A 22,658-nucleotide genomic window follows, 5' to 3' on the forward strand; every position below is an offset into this window, starting at 1 on the left:
GATGTACTTATCTGATACGGGGTACATTACCATACAACAATAATTTCAGTATCTCAGCATCTCTCAAATGCCAGCTTCCCCAGGAAATTGGGGTATCGCCATAAGCATCTTTCACGGATGGATCTGCTCCGGCATCCAAAAGTATTTTAATCAGCTCCGCATTTCCATAAGCTGCTGCCCGATGGAGAGGTGTTTCGCCTTTTAAGAAAGCATCTCTCATAAAGCAAAGCGTTTCCTCACCGTCAATTGTTTTCTTGTTGACGTCTGTGCCTGCATTCACCAATAATTTTACAATTTCTGTTCTCTGCTCCGGTTCGCTTGTCTTGCATATAGTATAATGCAGTGCATTTTCGCCGGTATCTGCAAAACTAAAGTTTGGATTGGCTCCTTTTTCCAACAGCCATCTCACCGAAGCGGCCTGGCCATTGAACGCGGCATTACAGAGAGGGTTATTGCTCTTTTCCCAGTCAATTAAAGCACCTAAGCTGTGGTATAACTCCAATGCCGGAATATTGCCTTCCCATGCTGCGGAAAACACGGCGCAGTTTCCTCCGGCTTCCGTATAGTTGATATCTGCTCCCTGAGAGACAAACTTTTTTACAGCTTCTAAATTACCTTCTACAGCTGCATCCAGTAATTGTTGATTTAAGTTTTCCATTATTAAGAATATTTATTTAACTGATATGATGCCCGAAAACCAATTCATAACCGTTATTGTCCAGAATAGAAAAATCCCGCATCAGGTACTCACGATCGGCAATCGATGATTGTATGGTAACTTTGTCCCTTATGTCTTCCCAAAGTGCATCCACATTTTGAGAAAAAATATAAATGCTTCCTGTCATAAGCGGCTTCGGAAAGAATGATTCCCTGTCATCCGCATTTTCACAATCATCAGGTCCGGCAATAGGAACAATTATCATAATTTTGATATCATCTCTTGATAATGAAGCGAAATTGGGAAAATTGCTTTGGCTCCTGAACCCGAGAATGTTTACATAAAATGCAATCGTTTTCTCCAGGTCCTTAGTCCATAAAATTGGGCTGAGCGTCTTTAATACTGTTTCCATAGATACGAATTATAAAATAATGTCTTCAATATTATCTCTCTGCCAGCCGGGCCCATTCTGCTTCCAGATCAAGATATACTTCTTTCTTATTATCGCGGTTCACATAAACAATCAGGTCTTTTTCGGGAGTAATAAGGTTATAGTAAAGAGGGTCGATACATTCTTTGTAACTGGCCGGAAATTGTTCTCCTATATCAGTTGTTATCCGTAACTGTAAGATCACTTGTGGAATATTGTTTAGGCTCATACCGGTTCGTTGCATGCCAAGCACACGGGCCTTTCCCTTTATACCGGTTGTTTTCAGATCGTTTATTTTATTGGCTTTTCGGGTGAAGAAAAACGTAATGATTATCATCGATACTATCGGTAAAAGAATAAAGGAACCACCCATGAAGTAAAAAAAGTAATTGAGCGGATACCCATCATCAGTAAGAGAACCGGGCTCTGCATTGTATCCTGCAATCAGCATACCCATGCCTACAATAAAGAAGACGGCAGGGCCTAAATAGAAAATCAGATTTTTTTTCATATTTTATATAAGGTTAATTGGCTATTTTCTGTTACTTATCATGATCAGGATTTCATGTTTTATTTAGGTAATTATCTATGCCGATAGTTGATAAAAGGTAAGGCTTACCTTTGTGTTAATCAGAGTTCTTCCTTATCCGGGTAGAACTGTTATTTCTATTCTGCCCGGTTAATGATGAAACTGCTTTCCTGTTTTGTAAAGCCCACTTTGGGATAATATTCCATTGCCGTCGGAACTGATAAAAGTAAAACCATCGATTGGTCACCGACTTTTTCCTTCGTTAATGCGATCAGGTGTTTGCCAATACCTTCTTTTTTATACTCATGCCTCACGGCAAGATCTGAAAGATAACAAGCCCAGACCCAATCTGTAATGGATCGGGAAACACCAACCAATAATTCGTTGTGCCAGGCAGTAACAATGAGGTTTGAATTATCAAACATCTTTTGTATCCGCTCTTTGTCATTTGTTGGTCTTGGTAAACCTGAATTATTATAAAGTTCGATGATCTGGTCGGCAGTTGGTCTCTTATCAAAACTATATTCTATGTTCATACTGTATTTATTGAGTAATATTATTTGACATAATTAATATTTATATACCAATTCAAATGTACTAATATGAAATGAAGTTTAAAACAGAGGGGATATACAAAGTGATATTAAAGAAATACCGGATGCCGTTAATAATTCATTAACCTGATAGAACCTATTAAAATAAACTACCCTGACAGAGCCCCGAATAGATCTTTTTAAATTTTTTATAAACTATTATTAGCCAAAAGGTGAAAGGGTAACAGGTCCCATTTTCCAATGAGTCATAAATCCGATGAGGATATAAGTCAAAATAATTGTTTCCAAACCAAGCAACATAAAAAATAATACAATCCTGTAACTAATTCCTAATTTTGAATAATCATTGTTGAAAGCATTATAATAACCATACCCGACATAGAAAAAGAGGCCAACAGTCGCAATAAAGCTCGCTACTGAATTACTGAGACCCACTAAATGATTAAAATTAAAATATATATTTATGAATGTTTGCAGTAATAATATCCCAAGTAGTATCATTCCTGATATTATTGCATGTTCGCTTAGATTGAGTTTTTTTCTTCTGAATAAAATAAAACTGTTTAATGCACCTAACGGAACAAAGAGGAAAATTATGAATTTGTTATTTTGGGCAATAAATTCATTTATTTTTTTACTGGCTTCGTTTATGTAGGTTTTGTTTGCGGTTTCAGAAACCCTGCCATATATTAATTCATCTACATGACGAAAAAATATCATTACACCTATTATTATCAAAGTCAAGTAAAATATATTGTAATACCTGATTCGTTTTCCTGAAATATAGTCAAGTGCGGCTTTTCCCGGACGAATTAATGCCTGTTTTGCAGTAAATAATATTCCTTTGTCAATATGAAATGTACCGTGTAATAAATCATGCAAAATAAAATGCCTGAAAGAAATGCGGTGCGTATCGGCTTTTTGTCCGCAGCCTGCACAAAATTTATCAGTTAATTCTTTTTCGCAGTTAAGACAGTTTTTATTTGTCATCTACTTTTAAGCTGGGATAAGTTTTAATCATTGACTATATTATCCAAATTTACGTATTACGTTAATATTGAGTATATAGTGTTGCGTATATCAATTTTATGATATATAAACTGATGGTAAATTAATAAATTATTTTTTATTTCGTTAAAATCAGTATGCTAATATATAAATAAATATTTTCAGAAACTCATCTAAAAAAGAAGTTTGAAAATAAACACTTCTAAGTTTTATTTTCTCATACATGTATTTGTGGGCTCAAAAAACTCGGCAGAACAATTCCCGGAATACAATAAAAAAAGGACTTATTTAAAAGTCCTTTTTTTGATCAGATTGTAGCCTCACCAAGAATCGAACTTGGATCTAAAGTTTAGGAAACTTCTATTCTATCCGTTGAACTATGAGGCCATGTGAAAGAAGTGCCAAAGGTATTTAATAAAAAAAGAAAAAACAAACTGAAATGATAAAGAGATGAAAGAATCCGTTCTTTAGGAACGGATCCAGTAGATAAAACATCTCATTTTTTTAATTAGACAACAATAAAAAGCACAGCCGACAATGCTGTGCTTAAATTTTTATTTCAAATTTAATTGCAATTTCAAAGTTGAAAAAAGCAAAAAATGTTTCCACCTTCAATTATATTACATAGTAAATGTACTTATATTTTTAATACGAAACATCAATTAAATGTTAAAATTCACAACTTATCCACATTTTTTTGTGGATAACTATGCAATCGCCTTTTACAACTCATTTTTAGAGCCCGTCTGTTCCGGCTATTCATCCTCAAATTTTGATTTTTGCTGAATGTCGGATACTGAGGATATGTTCAATAAATTTCAAAGCCCTCGTTTCATTGTAATAAATATTATTTTTATCTACAAACCCCACATGGCCGCCATGATCTGTCATTTCCAAGAATACATTCTTGCTTTTCTCAGCAATTTCCTTTGGATAACAACTGTCTGAAAGGAAACTGTCATTCTTTGCATTGATTAGCAGAGCAGGGATTTTGATATTAGGGAGAAACTGTAATGCACTGCTTCGGGTATAATAATCCAGGGCATTTTTAAAACCATTGGCTTTGGAAGTATAGAAGTCATCATATTCTTTCAGGGTCCTGATCTTATTAATGTCATGTTTTGTAAGCTTCCCCGGAAACATTATTTCTTTTTCCTTCAGCTTGTTTTTCAACGTAAGCAGGAAGTCAGTTGAATACAGGAAATTTCTGGGAGCCTGCAAAGATCGCATACATCCTTCAAGATCCACAGGAGTGGATACCGCTATTATTCCCCTTAATTCTTCAGGCAGGTTTTCACTTTCGCCGGCAAATTTTAAAGCCAGATTTCCGCCCAGGCTGAACCCTTTGATATAAATATGACGATAGATCCCTTTTTCGAGGATATACTCCAAAACCGCTTTTATATCCTCAGTTCTTCCCGAATGATAAGAGGAAAACAGCCGGTTAGGTTCTCCGGAACAGCTTCTGTAATTTACGGCACAACAATCAATTCCGCTTTCATTAAAGATCTTTGCGGTTCCCAGAACATAGGGACGTTGTGCATTTCCTTCCAGACCATGTAAAACAATGATACAGCTATCTGATTTATTTGATGCGTAGCTCCATTCCAGGTCCATAAAATCCCCGTCAGGAAGTTCCAGCCTTTCCCTGAGCTGTGCCACGCCATTCACTTTTCTTATAAGCGCAGAATATAATGTGGAAACGTCTCCGTTTCTGAAGATCCGCTTTGGAGGTGAATAAGAGGATGGAACAATAGGCATTTTTATTCCAGCTTTTCTTTGATATATTTTGCAGTGTGAGAGCTTTTATTCTTTACCAGATCCTCAGGAGTTCCTGCAAATATAACTTCGCCACCATATTTTCCAGCCTCAGGCCCGATGTCAATAATATGATCGGCACATTTGATGATATCAGGCTGATGCTCGATCACTATTACAGAATGCCCCAGATCGATCAAAGCCTGTAAAGATTTCAACAGTTTCTGGATATCATGGAAATGAAGCCCTGTGGAAGGTTCATCAAAGACAAATAATGTTTTATCCGTAGTTACCCCTTTTACTAAGAATGATGCCAGTTTCACACGCTGGGCTTCCCCACCTGAAAGGGTAGAAGAGCTTTGTCCCAGTTGCAGGTATCCTAAGCCAACATCCTGCAAAGGAGTGAGTTTCGTTGCAATTTTATCTTCATGATTTTCCCTGAAGAACTCAAGAGCTTCATCAACGGTCATATGAAGAATATCTGAAATATTCTTTTCATCATACCTGACGTCCAGGATTTCACTTTTAAACCGGGTTCCTTTGCATACCTCGCATTCCAGCTCGATATCTGCCATGAACTGCATGGAAACATTGATCACGCCTTCTCCCTTACATTCATCACATCTTCCGCCGTCTACATTGAAGGAGAAATGCTTGGGTTTATATCCCATCATCTTAGCAGTTTTCTGCTTGGCAAACAGGTCACGGATATCATCATAAGCTTTCAGATAGGTCACGGGGTTTGAACGAGATGATTTGCCGATTGGATTCTGATCGATCAGTTCAATATTTTTGATCAGTTTTTTAGGAAATTCCACCGAATCATAATCTCCTTTTTTTCCGCCCATTCCTAATTGAATCTGGATATCATTGGTCAGGATCTCTTTCATCAGGGTAGATTTTCCGCTTCCCGAAACTCCTGAAATGACAACCAGGCTTTCCAGAGGAATATCTACATCTATATTTTTAAGATTGTTTTGGCGTGCCCCTTTGATATAGATCCATTCCTTTGCTTTTCTTCGTTTTTTAGGAACTTCTATCTCCAGTCTTCCGGTAAGGTATTTTGAAGTGAGCGTATCTGCATTTTTCAGATCATTATAATCACCGGCAAAAACCAATTCCCCGCCAAGATATCCTGCCTCAGGGCCAATATCTATAATGTAATCCGCCGCTTTCATCACATCTTCATCATGTTCCACGACAATAACTGTATTTCCAAGATCACGAAGGTTTTTTAAAACCCCGATCAAATTTTCAGTATCCCGGGAATGTAATCCGATGGACGGTTCATCCAATATATAAATAGATCCTACCAGAGAGCTTCCTAAGCTCGTTGCGAGGTTGATCCTCTGGCTTTCTCCTCCGGACAGGGTATTGGAAGTTCTGTTTAATGTTAAATATCCAAGCCCTACCTTTAACAGGAATTCAAGGCGTGTGGTTATCTCATAAAGCAGCCTTTTGGCTACCTCCTGATCATGCTCCGAAAGCTTTAATGCTTTAATTAACGGGGACAGTTCATCCAAAGGAAGCTCGATCATCGACTGGATATTATGCCCGTCGACTTTTACCCAGCTTGTTTCCTCGCGCAAACGCAGTCCCTCACAGGTAGGGCATACTGTTTTCCCCCTATAACGGGACAGCATGACACGGTACTGGATCTTATATAAGTTTTCTTCAAGCATTTTGAAGAAATTGTTGATTGACGGGAAACTACTGCTTCCGTCACCTTTCCACAAAAAGCTCTTTTGCTCTTTGGTCAGCTGATGGTAAGGTTTGTGAATAGGGAAGTCACCCGCTTTTTTGATGAATGACTTCTTCCACTCGCTCATGCTTTCACCTTTCCATGAAACCACAGCATCTTCATAGATGGACAGTACCTTATTGGGAATGACCAAGTCTTCATCTATTCCGATTACTTTTCCATATCCTTCACAGGTAGGACATGCTCCATAAGGATTGTTAAAACTGAAAAAATGAACATTTGGTTCAAGGAATTCTATGCCATCGAGTTCAAATTTATTGGAGAATTCCCTGACTTTTCCTGTTTCTATATTTTTAAGGGAACAGTAACCGTGTCCTTCATAAAAAGCCATTTGTATGGAATCTGCCAGCCTTTGAAGAAAGCTTTCATCCTCCTCATAAGAAAAACGGTCGATCACCAGATTGATCATCATTCCCTTTTCCGGAGTGAATCCGAAGCTCTCCAGATCTTCAATCCCGGCCAGATTTCCATTGATCTCAAGCCTTGTAAAGCCGGCCAGCTTTAAAATATTGAGTGTCTCACTGAAAGCCGTAATATCATACTCCAAAGGTGTGGTCAGTAAAAAAGACTCATTTTTTCCGGAATTCTTAATAAAATCTACTACATCAGAAACAGAATCTTTCTTCACTTCTTCCCCGGAAACCGGTGAAAAGGTTTTTCCTATCCTTGCAAACAGAAGTTTCAGGTAATCATAAATTTCCGTTGATGTTCCGACCGTAGAACGGGGATTGGACGAGATTACTTTCTGCTGGATGGCAATGGAAGGAGCCAGTCCTTTGATATCATCAACTTTTGGTTTTTCGAGTTTGCCAAGGAACTGGCGGGCATAGGAGCTTAAGCTCTCCACGTATCTTCTTTGTCCCTCTGCATAAATGGTATCAAAGGCCAGGGAAGATTTTCCGCTTCCTGAAACGCCCGTAATAACGATGAGTTTATTTTTAGGGATAAGTACATCGATGTGTTTCAGGTTGTTAAGATGTGCGTTTTTAACAAAAACCTGTTTTTTTATATCTATTTCTGTAGTTGAGGCCATAGTAAAATTAAGACTCACAAAATTACGAATTTTCAACGGAAATTTTTAACCTGAAAAGGGGATAATATTGTTAAATATTAAAGCAGATAATTACAAATTTTGATGAAGTATTCCATGAGCAGAAGCCATATCGATAGTATATTATTCATTTCAAATGTTAAATTTTATATTTTCATGATCTTTTTTAATTTTCCTATTGTTTTTTATTTTAAAATTATTTAAAATTGTATTCATAAATATGTAATATAGAATGAGAAAATTAATCAGAGATCTAGTTACACATTTAATGAGAAAAAGGTAGAACTATTAATTTCCCACAAACATAAGATGCAGATCAACTGCATCTTTTTTTTATGATAACTATCATTTTTTTGTCTTAGCTAAGTCCATTACTTTTGATTTCTGTAAAAACTCATTTTTCCGGATGCCGTTTCCGGAGTGTAAAACAGATAAGATATGCTCAAAAAAATTGGAAGTATAGTTTTTCTCGGATTTTTATTTTTCATTAATGCCCAGGAGAAAACAACTGATATAGAAACCATAGAAATTCAGGGAAAATTTATTTCCACACCTTATAAAAGTGCCAACCAGAATATTTCCGTTATTACAAAAGAAGAGATTGCCCATTCACCGGCAAAAAGCATTGATGAAATTCTCCAGCAAATTCCGGGAATGGATATCAGGAGGAGAGGAGCCAACGGGGTGCAGAGTGATGTGGGCTTCCGTGGAAGTTCTTTCGAGCAGGTACTTCTTCTCCTGAACGGGATCAGGATGAATGATTCCCAAACAGGACATAATTCTCTGAATCTGCCGCTCGACCTAGAGGATGTGGAAAGGATAGAGATCATCAAAGGGCCTGCTGCAAGGAGATTTGGCCAGAACGCCTATGCGGGAGTGATTAATATCATTACAAAAACCTATCCCGGGAAAAGAGTAAAGATCAGTGCGGAAGGAGGGGATTATGAAACTTATGGTTATGGGTTTAATGCCCATTTGGGTAATGAAAAATTCTCAAATTCACTTCAGGCCAATTCCAATACTTCACAGGGATATATGCACAATACGGATTATGAGATCCGCAACGTCTTTTATCAGAGTAAGATGAATATAAATAACGGAAACCTGAGCCTGCAGGCTGGCTTTTCTGAAAAGAAATTCGGAGCGAACGGATTTTATTCTTCACCAAAGGCTACGGAGCAGTATGAGGAAGTACAGGCATCTGTTGTCAGTCTGGCTCATCAGCAGACTTTTGAAAATTTAAGACTCAATTCGAATATATATTGGAGAAGGGGGCAGGATATGTACCTTTATAACAGGGAAAAACCTGAGATCTACAGGAATATGCATATTGGAAATAATGTGGGCGGAGAGATCAATTCCAGCTATGTCTGGGGATTGGGAACTACAGGTTTAGGAGTTGAGCTCAGGAAAGAGTTTCTGGCGAGTAATAACCTGGGAGACAGAAACCGTTTTGTATCACAGGTTTTCTTTGAACATCATTTTTCACTGCTCGATAATAAGCTTAATATTTCACCGGGAATTTCGTGGGCCAATTATTCTAAGGAAGGCAACTTTTTCTATCCCGGTCTGGATGTAGGGTATAATCTCACCCCGGCTCACAAGGTTTATGGAAATATAGCCACAGTACACCGGGTTCCCACATTTACCGATCTTTATTATGTAAGTAAAACGGAGCAGGGAAATCCTGACCTGATCCCGGAAAATGCAGTATATGCAGAAGCCGGATACCAGTTTCAGAACAACAGGATCTTGGCTAAAATCAGTGGATTTATGAGAAATTCTGACAATTCGATCGACTGGATCAAAAAATCGCTGGAAGATCCTGTATGGTATGCACAGAATGTAGGTAAAATTGATACGAAAGGGGTAGAAGTGGAACTCAATCACAAAGTGTTAAAGTGGCTGAAATATTCAGCGGGATATACCTATTTGGATAACAGGCTAAAAGCATCAGATAATTTTGTTTCGAGATATGTAGTTGATAATCTAAAGCATCAGTTCATTGGAAAGCTGGAAATCCGATTCCTGAAATATTTTACCAATGAGTTCGTCTACAGGTATAATGAGAGGATGAATTCAGGCAGCTATAATCTCCTTGATCAGAAGGTAAGTTTTGCTAAAGATAATTTTACAGTATATGCTTTGATCAATAACATCACTGATACAAAATACACTGAGACATTTGGAGTTCAGATGCCTGACAGATGGTTTCATATAGGGGTTTCATACAATATTAATATTAAGTAAACTTAACATTACCCAATTGTTAAATGCTATATTTTTGCAAAAATTTTTTATGAAACTTTTTTTAGGCCTGAGTTTATTTTTCTCCATTACTTTTTTTAAGGCGCAGGAACATATTTCCAGCTTCAATGCACTCACGCTCACCTATAAGTTTCATCCCAAGTTTTTCCTGTATGCAGAAGGGCAGTTAAGAGGGAATGAGGAATTCAGTTATCCTGATTATTATGAAATAAAAGGGGGATTGGGATACAATCTTACCAAAAATCATAAACCTTTTATCGGTCTTGGAAGGTATGTGAGCTATAAAAATCATTCCTTAAGCAGAGAGGAGTTCAGGGTCTGGCTGCAGGATGTGATCGACATCAAAAAAGGAGTCGTAAAATTTGAAAACCGTTTCCGTGCCGAGCAGAGTTGGTTTTATGAGCCTAAAACAGATAGAAATTCTACAAGAAACCGTTTCCGTTACCGTTTGAACATCACCGTTCCTTTGAATGCCAAAAGCGTAAAGCCGGGAACTGTTTTTGCCAACGTATATGATGAGCTTTTCTTTGTAACGCCTATGAAGCCTACATTTGCCAGAAACAGGGTATATGGAGGATTCGGTTATCAGATAGATGATAACTTCGGGCTGGCAGCAGGGTATCTCTGGCAAAGGGAATTCGAAGCTTCAGGAAATAAAAACCTACATTTTCTTTACCTTGCCATCAATATCAATATTGACGGAACAAAACCTGAAACAAAATCTTATGATTTCCCGGGTGCGGATTAAGGAACTTTTTTCAAACCTGCCTGGAAATTTAATAATTCTTCTTTGAAATCCAGATAAATTTTGTTGAGTATTGTCTGATATTCATTCACTAAAGTAAATACTGCATTGACCTCTTTTTGGATATAGTGGTCATTATTAAAATAAATATACTCAGAATCTATGAATTGTTTCAGCACATTCTGATGCTGTTCTGTTAATAGATCCTTATAACTGGAAATCTCTAGAAATTCATTGAGTTTCTTTTTAAAAGGTTTTTCCTGGTTGAGTAATACCGCTCTGTACTTCCGTATCTGATCAAAAGGTAATTGAGTGGTCATGAATTGTATATGCTTTATAAATTCATTGATTGAGCCATGAAATTCATCATACTCCCTGTCTATAATCGCAAATTTCCTGTATTTATCTGCTAAGACCGTTTTATTTTGAGTATCGGCATTACTGTAAAAATATAAGAATATCTGTCTGTCATTTTCAGCCAGGATGGCTTTCACGTTTTCAAGATTTTGAGAGAGTTCCGGGATTAAATTTTCCGAATCCTTTGTTTTATAAAGAGCTCCGTTATATTTGAAAGTTTTAATTACTTTGGGATTGGCTATAAGGTAGTTTAAGGTATTCAAATCATTTTCAATTCCTATTTTTTCGTGGACTAATGAAACATTTTTATCACTAAAAAAGCCATCGGCTTTAATATGTTGATCAGTAGTATTAATTATCGCGTCAATATTTTCCAAAACAGGATGATGCCTTTCATAATATCCATTAAAATGGGTATTCATGGTCTGATATGGGTACTTTTCAAGATACAGGCTTACGAATTCCTTATCATCAATCACTTTACCGACATTTTTAATGTGGTATAAGGTCAGATACTTATTAGTCAGTATCTTACATATATTATCAAATCCGTGAACAATATTTTTAGCGAGGTCATTATTTTCAAGGCAGTTTTTAGTATTGTTTTTCCAGATCTTCTCGATCCTTTTATCAATATCAGGGTGAGATGCCCATTGATCCTCGATCTCTATTTTCGTTTTATTATAGCGTTTTATATCTTCTGCATCCACCTTTGGTAAGCCGTTCTCATAAGAATGATTATTTTTTTCGCTAATAATCTTCATTAATGAGCTTTGATTTTCATAAAGATTTTCAGGAAGGTATTTTTGCTCGCTATTTGTGTAGAATAATAATGAATTATCCAATGCCGACTGGCTTAGCTCAAGTCTTAATAAACAAGACACCTGCTCCTTAGGATTGGTAATATAAGTCGAAATAGCATCGGCATGATATTCCATTTCTCTCTGTAATGAAGCATGATTTTTAAATAAGAAGTTTGAAACGCTTTTTAGAATAAACTGAAATACACTGATAAAGCCTATAGAAATAAGTCCGAAGAATTTAAAAGCCGCATATCCGGACCCTTCCAAAATAAAGGCTTCATAATTCTTATTGTTATACACTGTTTCAAAAATAATTTTCTCTGCCTGATTGACATATCCTCCCACTTTCATACTCTTTTGGGAAAAATGGCCGAACTCGTGGGCCAGGATCGTTTTTAATTCACCTACACTTGTGGAATTGATAAGCCCTATACCGATGGTCAGATTCTTCTTTGCCGGTAAGAACATACTCCAGAAAATGGAATCATAGCTTACACTCGCATTTACATCCGGAGAAAGAAAAACTTTTTTAGGTGCTTGAACATTGGTTTCCAGTACGATCCCATCAATAACTGCAAAAAGCTCGGGCTGGTGATTACGTGTAATTTCGATCAGGTGGCTTTTATCGTAATGCGGATTAGAAAAAATAAATCTTATCAGGAAGTAAAACACAAAAAGACCGATACTAAACAGTCCTATTGCCGCAATGATAGTGAAGGTGTTTATATCAAAAGCCAAGATCTTAACAGCTCCGTAACCTAATAAGAAAATTAAAAGGAGTGAAATTAAAATTAAAACAAAATAGAGGGTGAAAAATATCAAAACTGATACAATTGCGGAAGCCAGCTTACTCTTGTAAACCGAAGAAATTTTAGGGAGGTTATTCATTTGGATTTTTAGTATTTCTCTGTCAAATATCGGTATGCCTTTAAATATTTATTGAGTCTTTTGATATCTTTAGGAGTAAGCTCGCGGTTTACCCTTCTCAGATCCATATTATCACGGAGATCGTTCAACTTTACGGCTACAGCCAAAGGGGATCTTTCCGTTCTCCTGATAAAGTCATCATAGTCTTCATCGGGATCAAATTTGGTGAGACAGCTGACTGCGAACAGGATGTACTCCGGAAAGCCCTCACTTCTTAAATAATCGAGGCTAAATTCAGCAGGATGATCTTCAACAACATCGTGAAGAACTCCGACAATTTTTTCGTCCATCGTTTTACCATACTCCATTACACGCATTACATGGGCAATATAAGGGGCATCATATTTATCGGTCTGCCCTTTATGGGCTCTGTCAGCAATTTTTATGGCTTTATATAGTAAGTCTTCTTTTGTCATTCCAATGGAAATAGATTACAAAAATAAAAAATGCCTCAGGATTGTGAAGCATTTTTGTATTAATTATTTTACATGATCTTATCGGCCGGTCTCGTCTTCCACCACGGCTCCCGGAGCATTGGTTTTTACAGATTCTATCCCGTTTTCCATCCCGTTCTCCGATTCGTACATCTGGCTGGTTCCTATGACCTGGCCATTGCCTGCTTTTAAATTGAAATAACATCTGTCATCTGATGCGGTTTTTCTTTCAAAGTTTGAATCACTTCCGGAATTGGTTCTCACCGATTCAATGCCGTTTTCACAGGCAGATCTGGATCCATATCCCTGGCTGGTTAGGATAACCTGTCCGTTTCCAGCCTTTAAATTGAATTGAAAATCGTCGTTGGTTCTTTTGGAGATAATAAATTTTCCCATAGTTTGATATTTTAAAATTTTTGGTTATAGCTTAGTTTTGATTAATTATTTTTTTGGTTCATTTTCAGGCTTTTCAGGAGGAGTTGAATTCAGAATTTTATATTCCGAATGATCTTTTTGAGGCTCATTTAAACCTGAATATACGAAATCATTCTTTGGCTTAGCAACAGGCATTTCATATTCTTTTTTCTGTTGACGCTCTAAAGAACTTTTATTTTGTAGTTTCATCAGATCATTATATTCATAGATCTTTATGGGACCTGTTTTCGGTGATGGCAGCACTTTTTCTTTTTTCTGGGCAGAAACCAACACTGAAACTAGGATAAAAGGAATTAATATTGTTTTCATCAATTGAATTTTCAATAAAATTAAAGAAAATTTATTAAAAACAAAAAAACGCCTCCAAAAGAGACGTTTAAAATCAAATTATCTGGTTTAAAGACTAATAATGTCCTTTTTCAATATAGTGTGCAGCAATCTTTTCAGTTAATGCCACTACATTCGGCTGATTGGTATATTTGGTAAACCTTCTCAATCCTGAAAGCATCATTCTCTGCTCATCTCCTTCGGCAAAAGAAACAATTCCTTCTTTGGCGGCAGCGATGATCTTTTCAACTGCTTTATAAAGATTCAGCTGAGCCATTGCTGCTTCCACAGAGTCAGGGGAGAAGTGCTTTTCTACTCTTAATATAGTAGATTCCGCCATGTAGATCTGGTTAAGGATCTCTGAGGCATTCAATAATAAATGCTGCTGCTTTTCAATTTCGGTCATATATTTCTGAAGGGCAGCACCAGAAACCATTAAAAATACTTTCTTAAGATTGGCCACAATGGCTTTTTCTTCACTCATGAATGCAGAATAATCAGGCACTTCAAATGAAGGGATACCCATTAATTCTTTGCTGATAGCCATTGCAGGGGATAACAGATCCAATTCTCCTTTCATTGCTCTCTTGATGAGCATTCCTACAGATAAAAGCCTGTTGATCTCATTGGTTCCTTCATAGATCCTTGAAATCCTTGAATCTCTCCATGCTGCTTCCATCGGAGTATCTTCGGAGAATCCCATCCCACCATATACCTGGATTCCTTCATCAGCGGTAAGCTGGGCAAGATCGGAAACGAAAACTTTAAGGATAGAGCATTCTACCGCAAATTCTTCCACACCTTTCAATTCTGCTGCCTGATGGTCTAATCCGCCTGCAACCAGCTCATCAATTTTATCCTGAACATTTTTAGCCGCTCTGTATGATCCTGATTCGCTTACGAAGGTTCCCGCAGCCATTTCAGCAATCTTCTTTCTGATCGCACCGAAAGTTGAAATAGAAACCCCGAATTGTTTTCTTTCATTAGAATACTGGATAGAATGATTCAAAATCCTTCTTTGAGCATCAAGGCAGGCTGCTGCCAATTTGATACGGCCTACATTCAATGCATTAAGAGCGATTTTGAACCCGTTATTTCTTTCACCCAAAAGGTTCTCAACAGGAATTTTCATATCATTAAAGAAAACCTGACGGGTAGAGGAGGCACGGATCCCTAATTTATGTTCTTCTTCACCAAAAGTAAGGCTTCCCGGATTTTCGAGCTCGGAACGGTTGATCACAAAGCCCGTAATGTTCTTATCATCATCTATTTTAGCAAATAAAGTGAATGTATCTGCAAACCCTGCATTGGAAATCCACATTTTCTGCCCGTTGATGATATAATGTTTTCCATCTTCAGAAAGTTTTGCTTTCGTTTTTCCTGAATTGGCATCAGAACCTGCATCCGGTTCCGTAAGGCAGTATGCCCCGAATTTTGTACCTGCTGCCAGATCCGGAAGGTATTTTTTCTTTAACTCTTCTGAACCGTAAAGCAGGATAGGAAGTGTCCCGATTCCGGTATGTGCCCCATAAGCTGTTGCCAATGAACCTGTAACTCCTGAAATGTAATCACATGCCAGCATAGTCGTCACAAAGCCCATTCCAAGACCTCCATATTCTTCAGGAACCGCAATTCCCAATAATCCCATTTCTCCAAGCTTACGCATTACCTCTTCAGTGAATGCATAATCTTTCTTTTCAAAACGTTCTTTTTGCGGAACCACGTCTCTGTCAATAAATTCCTTTGCGGAATCACGAAGCATTTTTTGTTCTTCTGAAAGCTCCTCCAAAGAAAAGATCTCATTAGCAGGAATTTCTCTGATCAGGAACTCACCGCCTTTTAATGTTTTATTAAGTGTATCGCTCATTATTTTAAATTTTTTAGATTAAAAGAATAAAGAGAAAAGAATAAAGACTTACAATTTTAAGTTTTTTTGAAAGCCGGAAATCATTTTCTGTAATTCTGTGATTTTATTTTCTATATTTTCAAGTTTGGACAGATCAAAATAATTTCTGTTCGAAGAGATTATAATTTGAGTTTGTAATTCATAAAGAGAACCGAGACTAATTTCTAAAAACCTATTAAAATCTTTATTAGAACTCCTGCTTGAGCCTTCTGCAATATTTGAAGCGACAGAAACGGAACATCTTCTGATTTGAGATTTTAATCCAAATTCCTCACTTTTTGGAAAACTATCCGTAAGAATATAAATCTCATCTGTCAGTTCTATAGAAAATCTCCAAATATTCAGATTCTTAAAATTGTAAGTCTTTATTCTTTTCTCTTTATTCTTTGTCTTTTGTCTAAAGCAACTCAAAGATTGAAGCAGCACCCTGTCCTGTTCCCACACACATAGAAACCATTCCGTACTTGTTGCCGCGTTTTCTCATTTCATCCAGCAACTGCACGGTAAGCTTGGTTCCTGTACATCCCAGCGGGTGACCAAGTGCGATGGCGCCTCCGTTTACATTTAAAATGTCAGGATTTAATCCTAATTCTTTTTTGATGGCAACGGACTGTGATGCAAATGCTTCATTCAATTCGATCAATTCGATATCCTTTAATTCTAAACCTGCCTGTTTTAAAGCTTTTGGAATAGCATAAATCGGTCCCATACCCATAATCCTTGGCTCAAGTCCGGCTGCCGCATAAGCTGCCAGTCTTGCTTCAGGCTGTAGTCCTAATTCTTTTACCATTTCTTCGCTCATCACGATCACGAAAGCCGCCCCGTCGCTCATTTGTGAAGAGTTTCCGGCGGTTACGCTTCCTCCGTTGGCAAAAACAGGCTTTAGTTTTGTCAAACCTTCTAATGAAGTATCTTTTCTGGGACCTTCATCTACAGAAAAATCAAATTTCTTTGTCTGCATTTTCTGATTTTCATCCAGGAAGTTATATTCAACAGGAATAGATACAATCTGGCTGGCAAATTTATTTTCAGTGATTGCCTTTAATGCTTTCTGATGGGATTCAAAAGCAAACTGATCCTGTTCTTCTCTTGTGATCTTATATTGTTTGGCTACTTCTTCCGCAGTGTAGCCCATTCCCCAGTAGTAATCAGGGTTAGTTTTTGCAATATCCGTCTCAGGGACAGGCTTGTAGCCACCCATCGGGATATATGACATGGATTCCGTACCTCCTGCGATGATACAGTCTGCCATTCCTGCCTGAATTTTGGCTGAAGCAATAGCGATAGCCTCACTTCCTGATGCACAATACCTGTTCACAGTAACTCCCGGAACTTTGTCTGTATTCAATCCCATTAAGGAAATCAAACGGGCTACGTTTAATCCCTGCTCAGCTTCAGGCATTGCATTTCCTACAATAAGGTCATCAATCCTGTTTTTATCCAATTGCGGAACATCTGCCATCAGTTTTTCGATAACTGTTGCCGCCATTACATCGGGTCTTGTAAATCTTAAACTTCCTTTTGGAGCTTTTCCAACGGCAGTTCTGTAACCCTTTACTATATATGCTGTCTTCATTTTAGATTAGAGATTTTGAGACAAGAGATCTGAGACTCTTGTCTGTTTTTTATATAACTTTTTTATTAATATTTTCTTTAAAAGCATAAATCATTTTCTGAACTTCATCAAGCTTATTGAGTAAAGGTTGATTTATTTCTTCTGAAATAAAATTCAATTTTTCACAAATTATTAGCTGAGTTTGAAGTTCATAAGAAGAACCATATGCAATACTCAAAAAATAATAAAATTCCTTTTCTCTTTCTCTTCCGGCACCTTCTGCTATATTGGAAGAAATTGAGACAGCAGCTCTTTTAATTTGTGAAGAAAGTCCATACTTTTCATCATTTGGCAAATTTGCTAATGCTTTATAGACGGCAACACACAAATCAATTGAGTCACTCCAGATTTTTAATTTTTTAATGTTATGCATGTCAGATCCTGCTTTTTATCTCTTAGTCTCAAGTCTTAAAGTCTCAAGTCTAATTTCTCAATGGTTTTCCATTCTGTAACATATACTGTATTCTCTCCAATGTTTTTCTTTCACCGCAAAGCTGAAGGAAAGCTTCTCTTTCAAGATTCAATAAGTATTGTTCGTTGACCACAGTTGGTTCGGAAAGGTTTCCTCCGACCATTACATACGCTAATTTGTCTGCAATTTTCTTATCGTGTTCAGAAATGTAGTTTCCGGTCAGCATCTGATCAGTTCCTACGTAGAACATTCCTAATGCATCTTTCCCTAAAACTTTTACCGATTGCTGGATTGGCTGGGTATATCCCTGTTCGGCCAATAGTCTTGCTACTCTTTTAGCCTCAGCAATTTGTCTGTTTTTATTTACAACAACAATATCTTTTCCTTTTTCAAGGATACCCATATCATATGCTTCATAGGCGGAAGTGGCTACTTTACCCATAGCGATATTCATGAAGGCATCACGAAGCCTGTTGTTTTTTACGTCATCACTGTGAAATTCTCTGGAAGTCCTTAAAGTAAGTTCCTTAGTTCCACCACCTCCCGGAATTACTCCAACACCGGTTTCTACCAGTCCGATATAAGTTTCCGCAGCAGCAACTACACGGTCTGCATGCATGGTCATTTCACAACCACCACCTAAAGTCATTCCGTGAGGTGCGACTACAACCGGAACAGAAGAGTAGCGTACTCTCATCATAGATTTCTGGAAGTAAGCAATTGCCATGTTCAGATCATCCCAATCCTGCTCAATAGCCATCATGAGGATCATGGCCAGATTAGCTCCTACAGAGAAATTTGTTCCCTGGTTTCCTACAACTAAACCATCATATTCTTTTTCAGCTAAGTCAATGGCTCTGTTCAGTCCGTCAAGAACCTCGCCTCCCAGAGAGTTCATTTTTGAACGGATCTCGAAGTTGATGATTCCGTCACCCAAATCTTCAATAGCAGAACCTGAATTGCTCCAAAGTGTTTTGTTCTTCCTGATGTTATCTAAAATGATGAAGGCATCCTGTCCCGGAATATTATTGTAATTTCCTGAGTTCTTGTCATAATAGATGCTTTGGCCCTCATCATTCACTTTGTAGAAGGTTTCACCTTTTTCGGCAAGTGATTTTGCCCAGTCAGAAACTTCATAGCCTGCATCTTTTGCCAGCTCAACACCTTTTGCAATTCCTACGGCATCCCATATCTCGAACGGACCGTTTTCCCATCCGAAACCGGCTCTCATGGCATCATCAATTTTGTAGATGTCATCAGAAATTTCAGGAACTTTATGGGAAACATACGCGAATAATGATCCTAAGGATTTTCTGTACAATTCTCCGGCTTTATCTTTCCCGCCGATCAGAACTTTAAATCTGTCGATCGGTTTATCTATGGTTTTTGTTAATTCTAAAGTAGGAAAAGAAGATTTACCCTGAAGCTCGTATTCCAGTGTATCAAGATTTAATCCGTGAATTTCGGATTTTCCTTCTGCATTTTTTACTTTTTTATAGAATCCCTGCTCGGTTTTAGAGCCCAGCCACTTATTGTCTACCATCTTCTGGATATAATCCGGAAGGGTGAATACATTATTAAAGTCATTAGACTCGGCACCGCTTTGGCGAACTCCATTGGCTACATGTACTAATGTATCAAGACCTACCACATCTGCTGTTCTGAACGTTGCAGACTTAGGACGCCCGATCACGGGACCTGTCAATTTATCCACCTCAGAAACGGTTAATCCCAGTTTTTTAACATTGTGAAGCAGGTCCATCATTGAAAATACTCCGACCCTGTTTGCAATAAACGCAGGGGTATCTTTTGCCAGAACGGTTGTTTTTCCTAAGAATTTAGCTCCGTAATTCATATAGAAATCTACGATCTCAGGAGCTGTATCCTGGGTAGGAATAATCTCTAAAAGCGGAAGGTATCTTACAGGATTAAAGAAATGCGTTCCTGCGAAATATTTTTTAAAATCATCGCTTCTCCCTTCTGTCAGCAAATGAATAGGGATCCCGGATGTATTGGAGGAAATTAATGTTCCCGGTTTTCTGAACTGTTCAATTTTTTCGTAAACGGCTTTCTTGATGTCCAGCCTTTCAACCACTACTTCAATAATCCAGTCGGTGTCTTTTATTTTTGATAAATCATCATCAAAATTTCCGATCCTGATCCTGTCTGCAAATTTTGGAGAATAGAGCAGGGCAGGGCTTGCTTTTTTCAACTTTTCAAAGTTTTCAGCAGCAATTCTGTTTCTTACCACTTTATCATCTCTGGTCAAACCTTTTTTTTGTTCAGCTTCAGTCAGTTCAAAAGGAACGATATCCAGCAGCAATACTTCCACGCCAATATTGGCAAAGTGAGCTGCGATACCGCTTCCCATAATTCCTGAACCGAGAACCGTCACATGTTTGATTCTTCTTTTCATTTGATTATATTTATTTGATTATTTGGTCAAATGTAACCTTACGGTTTCATTTTAATTTATTTTCTGTTGTTTAGATCGTTAGCGATTTTCATGATTTCAATCATTACTTCTTTAAAAACTTCCATTTTTTCAAGAGGAATTCTTTCCATCACTTTTTTGTTGAAGTTAACGACAACTTCTTTTGAAAGGTTTCTGGAGTTCAATCCTTTTTCTGTAAGTTTTATAATGACCTCTCTTTTGTCGGTGGTCGTTTTTTCCTTATAGATATATCCGTTATCTTCTAAAAGCTTGATGATTCGGGTAAGGGAAGTAGGTTCTATGGCCATTTTAGGTCCCAGATTTGTACTCCTTGTTCCTTCCTTCGGGTCTATTTTAAGAAGAGTAAGAGCCTGAACTGCCGTAGAATCATGTTCCTGAGCCAGTTCGGAATACATTTTAGAAACAGCTAACCACGTCTGTTTTAAAATTAAATCTACATTTTCTATTTTATCTTTATTATCCATCATTTTTGTGGTAATGGGTTTATCCAAATTTAGCAAATATTATGCATGCATAGTATTTATTTGCATTAAATTTTATTAATACATTGATAATAAGGTTATTAAATTATATGACAAGCATAATACTATGCATGCATAGTATATGAAATAAACAACAGAAATGGCGTATTAATGAATGTTTCTGATTAATTTCACAATTTCTTCGAAAGATTTACATTGGTGTTCTAAATTACCTTCAGAAATAGTCCAAAAGTTATTGTGAAATTCAAATCTGAGGGAAGAGAGATCTTTTTGAAAGTTTTTTTGAAGTAATGAATACAGCATTTCCTTATGAAAATCCGGCGCAGAAATTTTGGGGGCAATAAAGCTTTCATGAATATGAAACAGGGAAGCATTTGTTAATTCCTCATGCTGAAGAAGGACATCTTCAACAATTCCTGAATACAGATGATTGTTTTTCACATACCATATTTTATCAGCAAATTCTTTGGCCAATCGCCAGTCATGTGAGGAAAACAGAATGAGTTTATTCTGTTCCCTGGCCAATTTCCGCAAGGTTTTAAGAATGATGATTTTATTTTTCTCATCCAGATGGGTGGTTGGTTCATCCAGGATAATAACGGGAGAGTTCTGAGTAAGAGCCCTGCCAATAAAGGCTTTCTGAAGGTTACCATCCGAAAGGTTTTTTAGCAGTGTATGCTTGTATTGCGTTAGTTCGAGTTCTTCAATAATATCTGAGACCTCTTCTCTGTCCTGTTTCTTTAATTCAAAATAAAAAGGATAATAAATATATTTCCCCAATGAAATAAGGTCTTCAACAGTATAATTCTGAGGGATAACCGATTTTGAAAAAACAACCACAATATTTTCTGCTATTTCTTTAACGGAGAGACTTTTTACATTCTTATTATTGATCAGAATATCTCCGCTTAATAAAGAAACCTGATGCAGTATAGATTTTATAAGGGTGGTTTTCCCCACACCATTATTCCCGATCAAAAGGCAAACCTCTCCCAAATTCAAATCCGCATTGGCATTTGAAATCAGGGAAGTATTATAACCGATACTTGCTCGTTTGATCTGTAGGTGCATAATTATTTGTTAATCGCGAAGACGCTATTTTATTAATTTTAAAGAATTGTTTTTTTAAGACGCAGAGAATTTGACTTTGTCAAATTTAAAATTCTCCTATTTCTATATTAACTTTATAACCCGTTTACAACTCTTGTTACTCCATTTTTGAAAATATCAGATTGAAAATTTATCAATAGTCCTAATTTACAGTTAGTCATTTTAAGATAGGTTAAAAGCTGAGCTTTGTGAATGGGATTTATATATTCAACCGCTTTTATTTCTAATATTAACTTATTCTCAACAATCATATCCAATCTGAATGCATTTTGAATTGTCAGGTCTTCATAAACAATAGATAGAACTTTTTGTTTCTCTACAAGCACCCCGGATTTATTAAGTTCATGAAACATACATTCTTCATAAACATTTTCAAATAAACCAGGTCCAAGCTTTTTATGGATCTTTAATCCTGCTTCAAAAACAATTTTTGATAATTCATTTTCTGTCATTTGTGTTTTTTATTTTTGTTGCTCAATCGTTGATGTCATTCCTAGGGGATAAGAAAATCAAATATTTTTAGCAAACATTATATAATATTTCAGTATTCTTTACTCTTTTTATCGAAGATAAAGCCTTTGCGCCTTAAAAACTATTCTTTAAAATTAATAAAATAGCGTCATTGCGATTAA

At 37.0% G+C, this 22,658-nt stretch carries 21 protein-coding genes and 1 tRNA gene; 2 read left to right on the forward strand and 20 right to left on the reverse strand.

Translation table 11 applies throughout. The annotated features are described in order from the left end of the window. Positions 1-7 precede the first annotated feature (7 nt). From HNP38_RS03375 to uvrA, 8 genes are all read right to left on the reverse strand, one after another. Positions 8-658: an ankyrin repeat domain-containing protein gene (locus HNP38_RS03375; protein ID WP_184184442.1), complete on the reverse strand. Its 651-nt coding sequence runs from the start codon at positions 656-658 to the stop codon at positions 8-10. Between the two features lie 16 nt (positions 659-674). Then, positions 675-1,070, reverse strand: coding sequence for a VOC family protein (locus HNP38_RS03380; protein WP_184184445.1), 396 nt, complete (start codon positions 1,068-1,070; stop codon positions 675-677). Between the two features lie 31 nt (positions 1,071-1,101). After that, positions 1,102-1,599 carry a hypothetical protein gene (locus tag HNP38_RS03385; RefSeq protein ID WP_184184449.1) on the reverse strand — a complete coding sequence of 166 codons (498 nt, stop codon included), beginning with the start codon at positions 1,597-1,599 and terminating at the stop codon, positions 1,102-1,104. Between the two features lie 155 nt (positions 1,600-1,754). Next, positions 1,755-2,153, reverse strand: coding sequence for a GNAT family N-acetyltransferase (locus HNP38_RS03390; RefSeq protein ID WP_184184452.1), 399 nt, complete (start codon positions 2,151-2,153; stop codon positions 1,755-1,757). Between the two features lie 219 nt (positions 2,154-2,372). After that, positions 2,373-3,161 (reverse strand): DUF3667 domain-containing protein, encoded by a 789-nt coding sequence (locus HNP38_RS03395; RefSeq protein ID WP_184184455.1) that lies wholly within the window; start codon positions 3,159-3,161, stop codon positions 2,373-2,375. A 333-nt stretch (positions 3,162-3,494) separates the two neighbouring features. Further along, a tRNA-Arg gene (locus tag HNP38_RS03400) sits at positions 3,495-3,566 on the reverse strand. 378 nt (positions 3,567-3,944) lie between these two features. Next, the gene (locus tag HNP38_RS03405) at positions 3,945-4,940 is read right to left on the reverse strand and encodes a YheT family hydrolase (protein ID WP_184184458.1); all 996 of its coding nucleotides are present in this window, start codon (positions 4,938-4,940) and stop codon (positions 3,945-3,947) included. Between the two features lie 2 nt (positions 4,941-4,942). Then, positions 4,943-7,732, reverse strand: a complete 2,790-nt coding sequence (uvrA, locus tag HNP38_RS03410) for an excinuclease ABC subunit UvrA (RefSeq protein ID WP_184187535.1) — start codon at positions 7,730-7,732, stop codon at positions 4,943-4,945. Positions 7,733-8,188: 456 nt separating this feature from the next. Between uvrA and HNP38_RS03415 the strand changes: the two genes are divergently transcribed. Continuing rightward, positions 8,189-10,000 carry a TonB-dependent receptor plug domain-containing protein gene (locus HNP38_RS03415; protein WP_184184461.1) on the forward strand — a complete coding sequence of 604 codons (1,812 nt, stop codon included), beginning with the start codon at positions 8,189-8,191 and terminating at the stop codon, positions 9,998-10,000. Positions 10,001-10,049: 49 nt separating this feature from the next. Beyond that, a complete protein-coding gene (locus HNP38_RS03420) occupies positions 10,050-10,766 on the forward strand; it encodes a DUF2490 domain-containing protein (RefSeq protein WP_184184464.1) in 717 nt (238 codons plus the stop codon). Here the strand turns inward: HNP38_RS03420 and HNP38_RS03425 are convergent. The 12 genes from HNP38_RS03425 to HNP38_RS03480 all read right to left on the reverse strand — a co-directional run bounded on the left by HNP38_RS03425 (position 10,763) and on the right by HNP38_RS03480 (position 22,478). Then, positions 10,763-12,811 carry a M48 family metallopeptidase gene (locus tag HNP38_RS03425; protein ID WP_184184467.1) on the reverse strand — a complete coding sequence of 683 codons (2,049 nt, stop codon included), beginning with the start codon at positions 12,809-12,811 and terminating at the stop codon, positions 10,763-10,765. The genes HNP38_RS03420 and HNP38_RS03425 overlap by 4 nt on opposite strands. An 8-nt stretch (positions 12,812-12,819) precedes the next feature. Then, entirely contained in the window at positions 12,820-13,266 is a 447-nt protein-coding gene (locus tag HNP38_RS03430; protein WP_184184470.1) for a phosphohydrolase, read from the reverse strand. A 78-nt stretch (positions 13,267-13,344) separates the two neighbouring features. Continuing rightward, positions 13,345-13,680 carry a YegP family protein gene (locus tag HNP38_RS03435; protein WP_184184473.1) on the reverse strand — a complete coding sequence of 112 codons (336 nt, stop codon included), beginning with the start codon at positions 13,678-13,680 and terminating at the stop codon, positions 13,345-13,347. Between the two features lie 45 nt (positions 13,681-13,725). Further along, positions 13,726-14,028 carry a hypothetical protein gene (locus tag HNP38_RS03440; RefSeq protein ID WP_184184476.1) on the reverse strand — a complete coding sequence of 101 codons (303 nt, stop codon included), beginning with the start codon at positions 14,026-14,028 and terminating at the stop codon, positions 13,726-13,728. A gap of 94 nt (positions 14,029-14,122) precedes the next feature. Further along, positions 14,123-15,913 carry an acyl-CoA dehydrogenase family protein gene (locus HNP38_RS03445; RefSeq protein ID WP_184184479.1) on the reverse strand — a complete coding sequence of 597 codons (1,791 nt, stop codon included), beginning with the start codon at positions 15,911-15,913 and terminating at the stop codon, positions 14,123-14,125. Between the two features lie 48 nt (positions 15,914-15,961). Then, a complete protein-coding gene (locus HNP38_RS03450) occupies positions 15,962-16,396 on the reverse strand; it encodes a four helix bundle protein (protein WP_317166695.1) in 435 nt (144 codons plus the stop codon). Further along, positions 16,350-17,528 (reverse strand): acetyl-CoA C-acyltransferase, encoded by a 1,179-nt coding sequence (locus tag HNP38_RS03455; RefSeq protein ID WP_184184483.1) that lies wholly within the window; start codon positions 17,526-17,528, stop codon positions 16,350-16,352. The genes HNP38_RS03450 and HNP38_RS03455 overlap by 47 nt, the downstream gene beginning before the upstream one ends. A 49-nt stretch (positions 17,529-17,577) precedes the next feature. Continuing rightward, the gene (locus HNP38_RS03460; RefSeq protein WP_184184486.1) at positions 17,578-17,940 is read right to left on the reverse strand and encodes a four helix bundle protein; all 363 of its coding nucleotides are present in this window, start codon (positions 17,938-17,940) and stop codon (positions 17,578-17,580) included. A 49-nt stretch (positions 17,941-17,989) separates the two neighbouring features. Further along, the gene (locus HNP38_RS03465) at positions 17,990-20,395 is read right to left on the reverse strand and encodes a 3-hydroxyacyl-CoA dehydrogenase/enoyl-CoA hydratase family protein (protein ID WP_184184490.1); all 2,406 of its coding nucleotides are present in this window, start codon (positions 20,393-20,395) and stop codon (positions 17,990-17,992) included. Between the two features lie 56 nt (positions 20,396-20,451). After that, positions 20,452-20,901 carry a MarR family winged helix-turn-helix transcriptional regulator gene (locus HNP38_RS03470; RefSeq protein WP_184184493.1) on the reverse strand — a complete coding sequence of 150 codons (450 nt, stop codon included), beginning with the start codon at positions 20,899-20,901 and terminating at the stop codon, positions 20,452-20,454. A 162-nt stretch (positions 20,902-21,063) separates the two neighbouring features. Further along, positions 21,064-21,987 (reverse strand): ABC transporter ATP-binding protein, encoded by a 924-nt coding sequence (locus HNP38_RS03475; RefSeq protein ID WP_184184496.1) that lies wholly within the window; start codon positions 21,985-21,987, stop codon positions 21,064-21,066. A 113-nt stretch (positions 21,988-22,100) separates the two neighbouring features. Further along, positions 22,101-22,478, reverse strand: coding sequence for a GxxExxY protein (locus HNP38_RS03480; RefSeq protein ID WP_184184499.1), 378 nt, complete (start codon positions 22,476-22,478; stop codon positions 22,101-22,103). Positions 22,479-22,658: the final 180 nt, after the last annotated feature.

Origin of the sequence: Chryseobacterium defluvii (assembly GCF_014204415.1) — a bacterium.
GTDB classification, from domain to species: Bacteria; Bacteroidota; Bacteroidia; order Flavobacteriales; family Weeksellaceae; genus Chryseobacterium; species Chryseobacterium defluvii_A.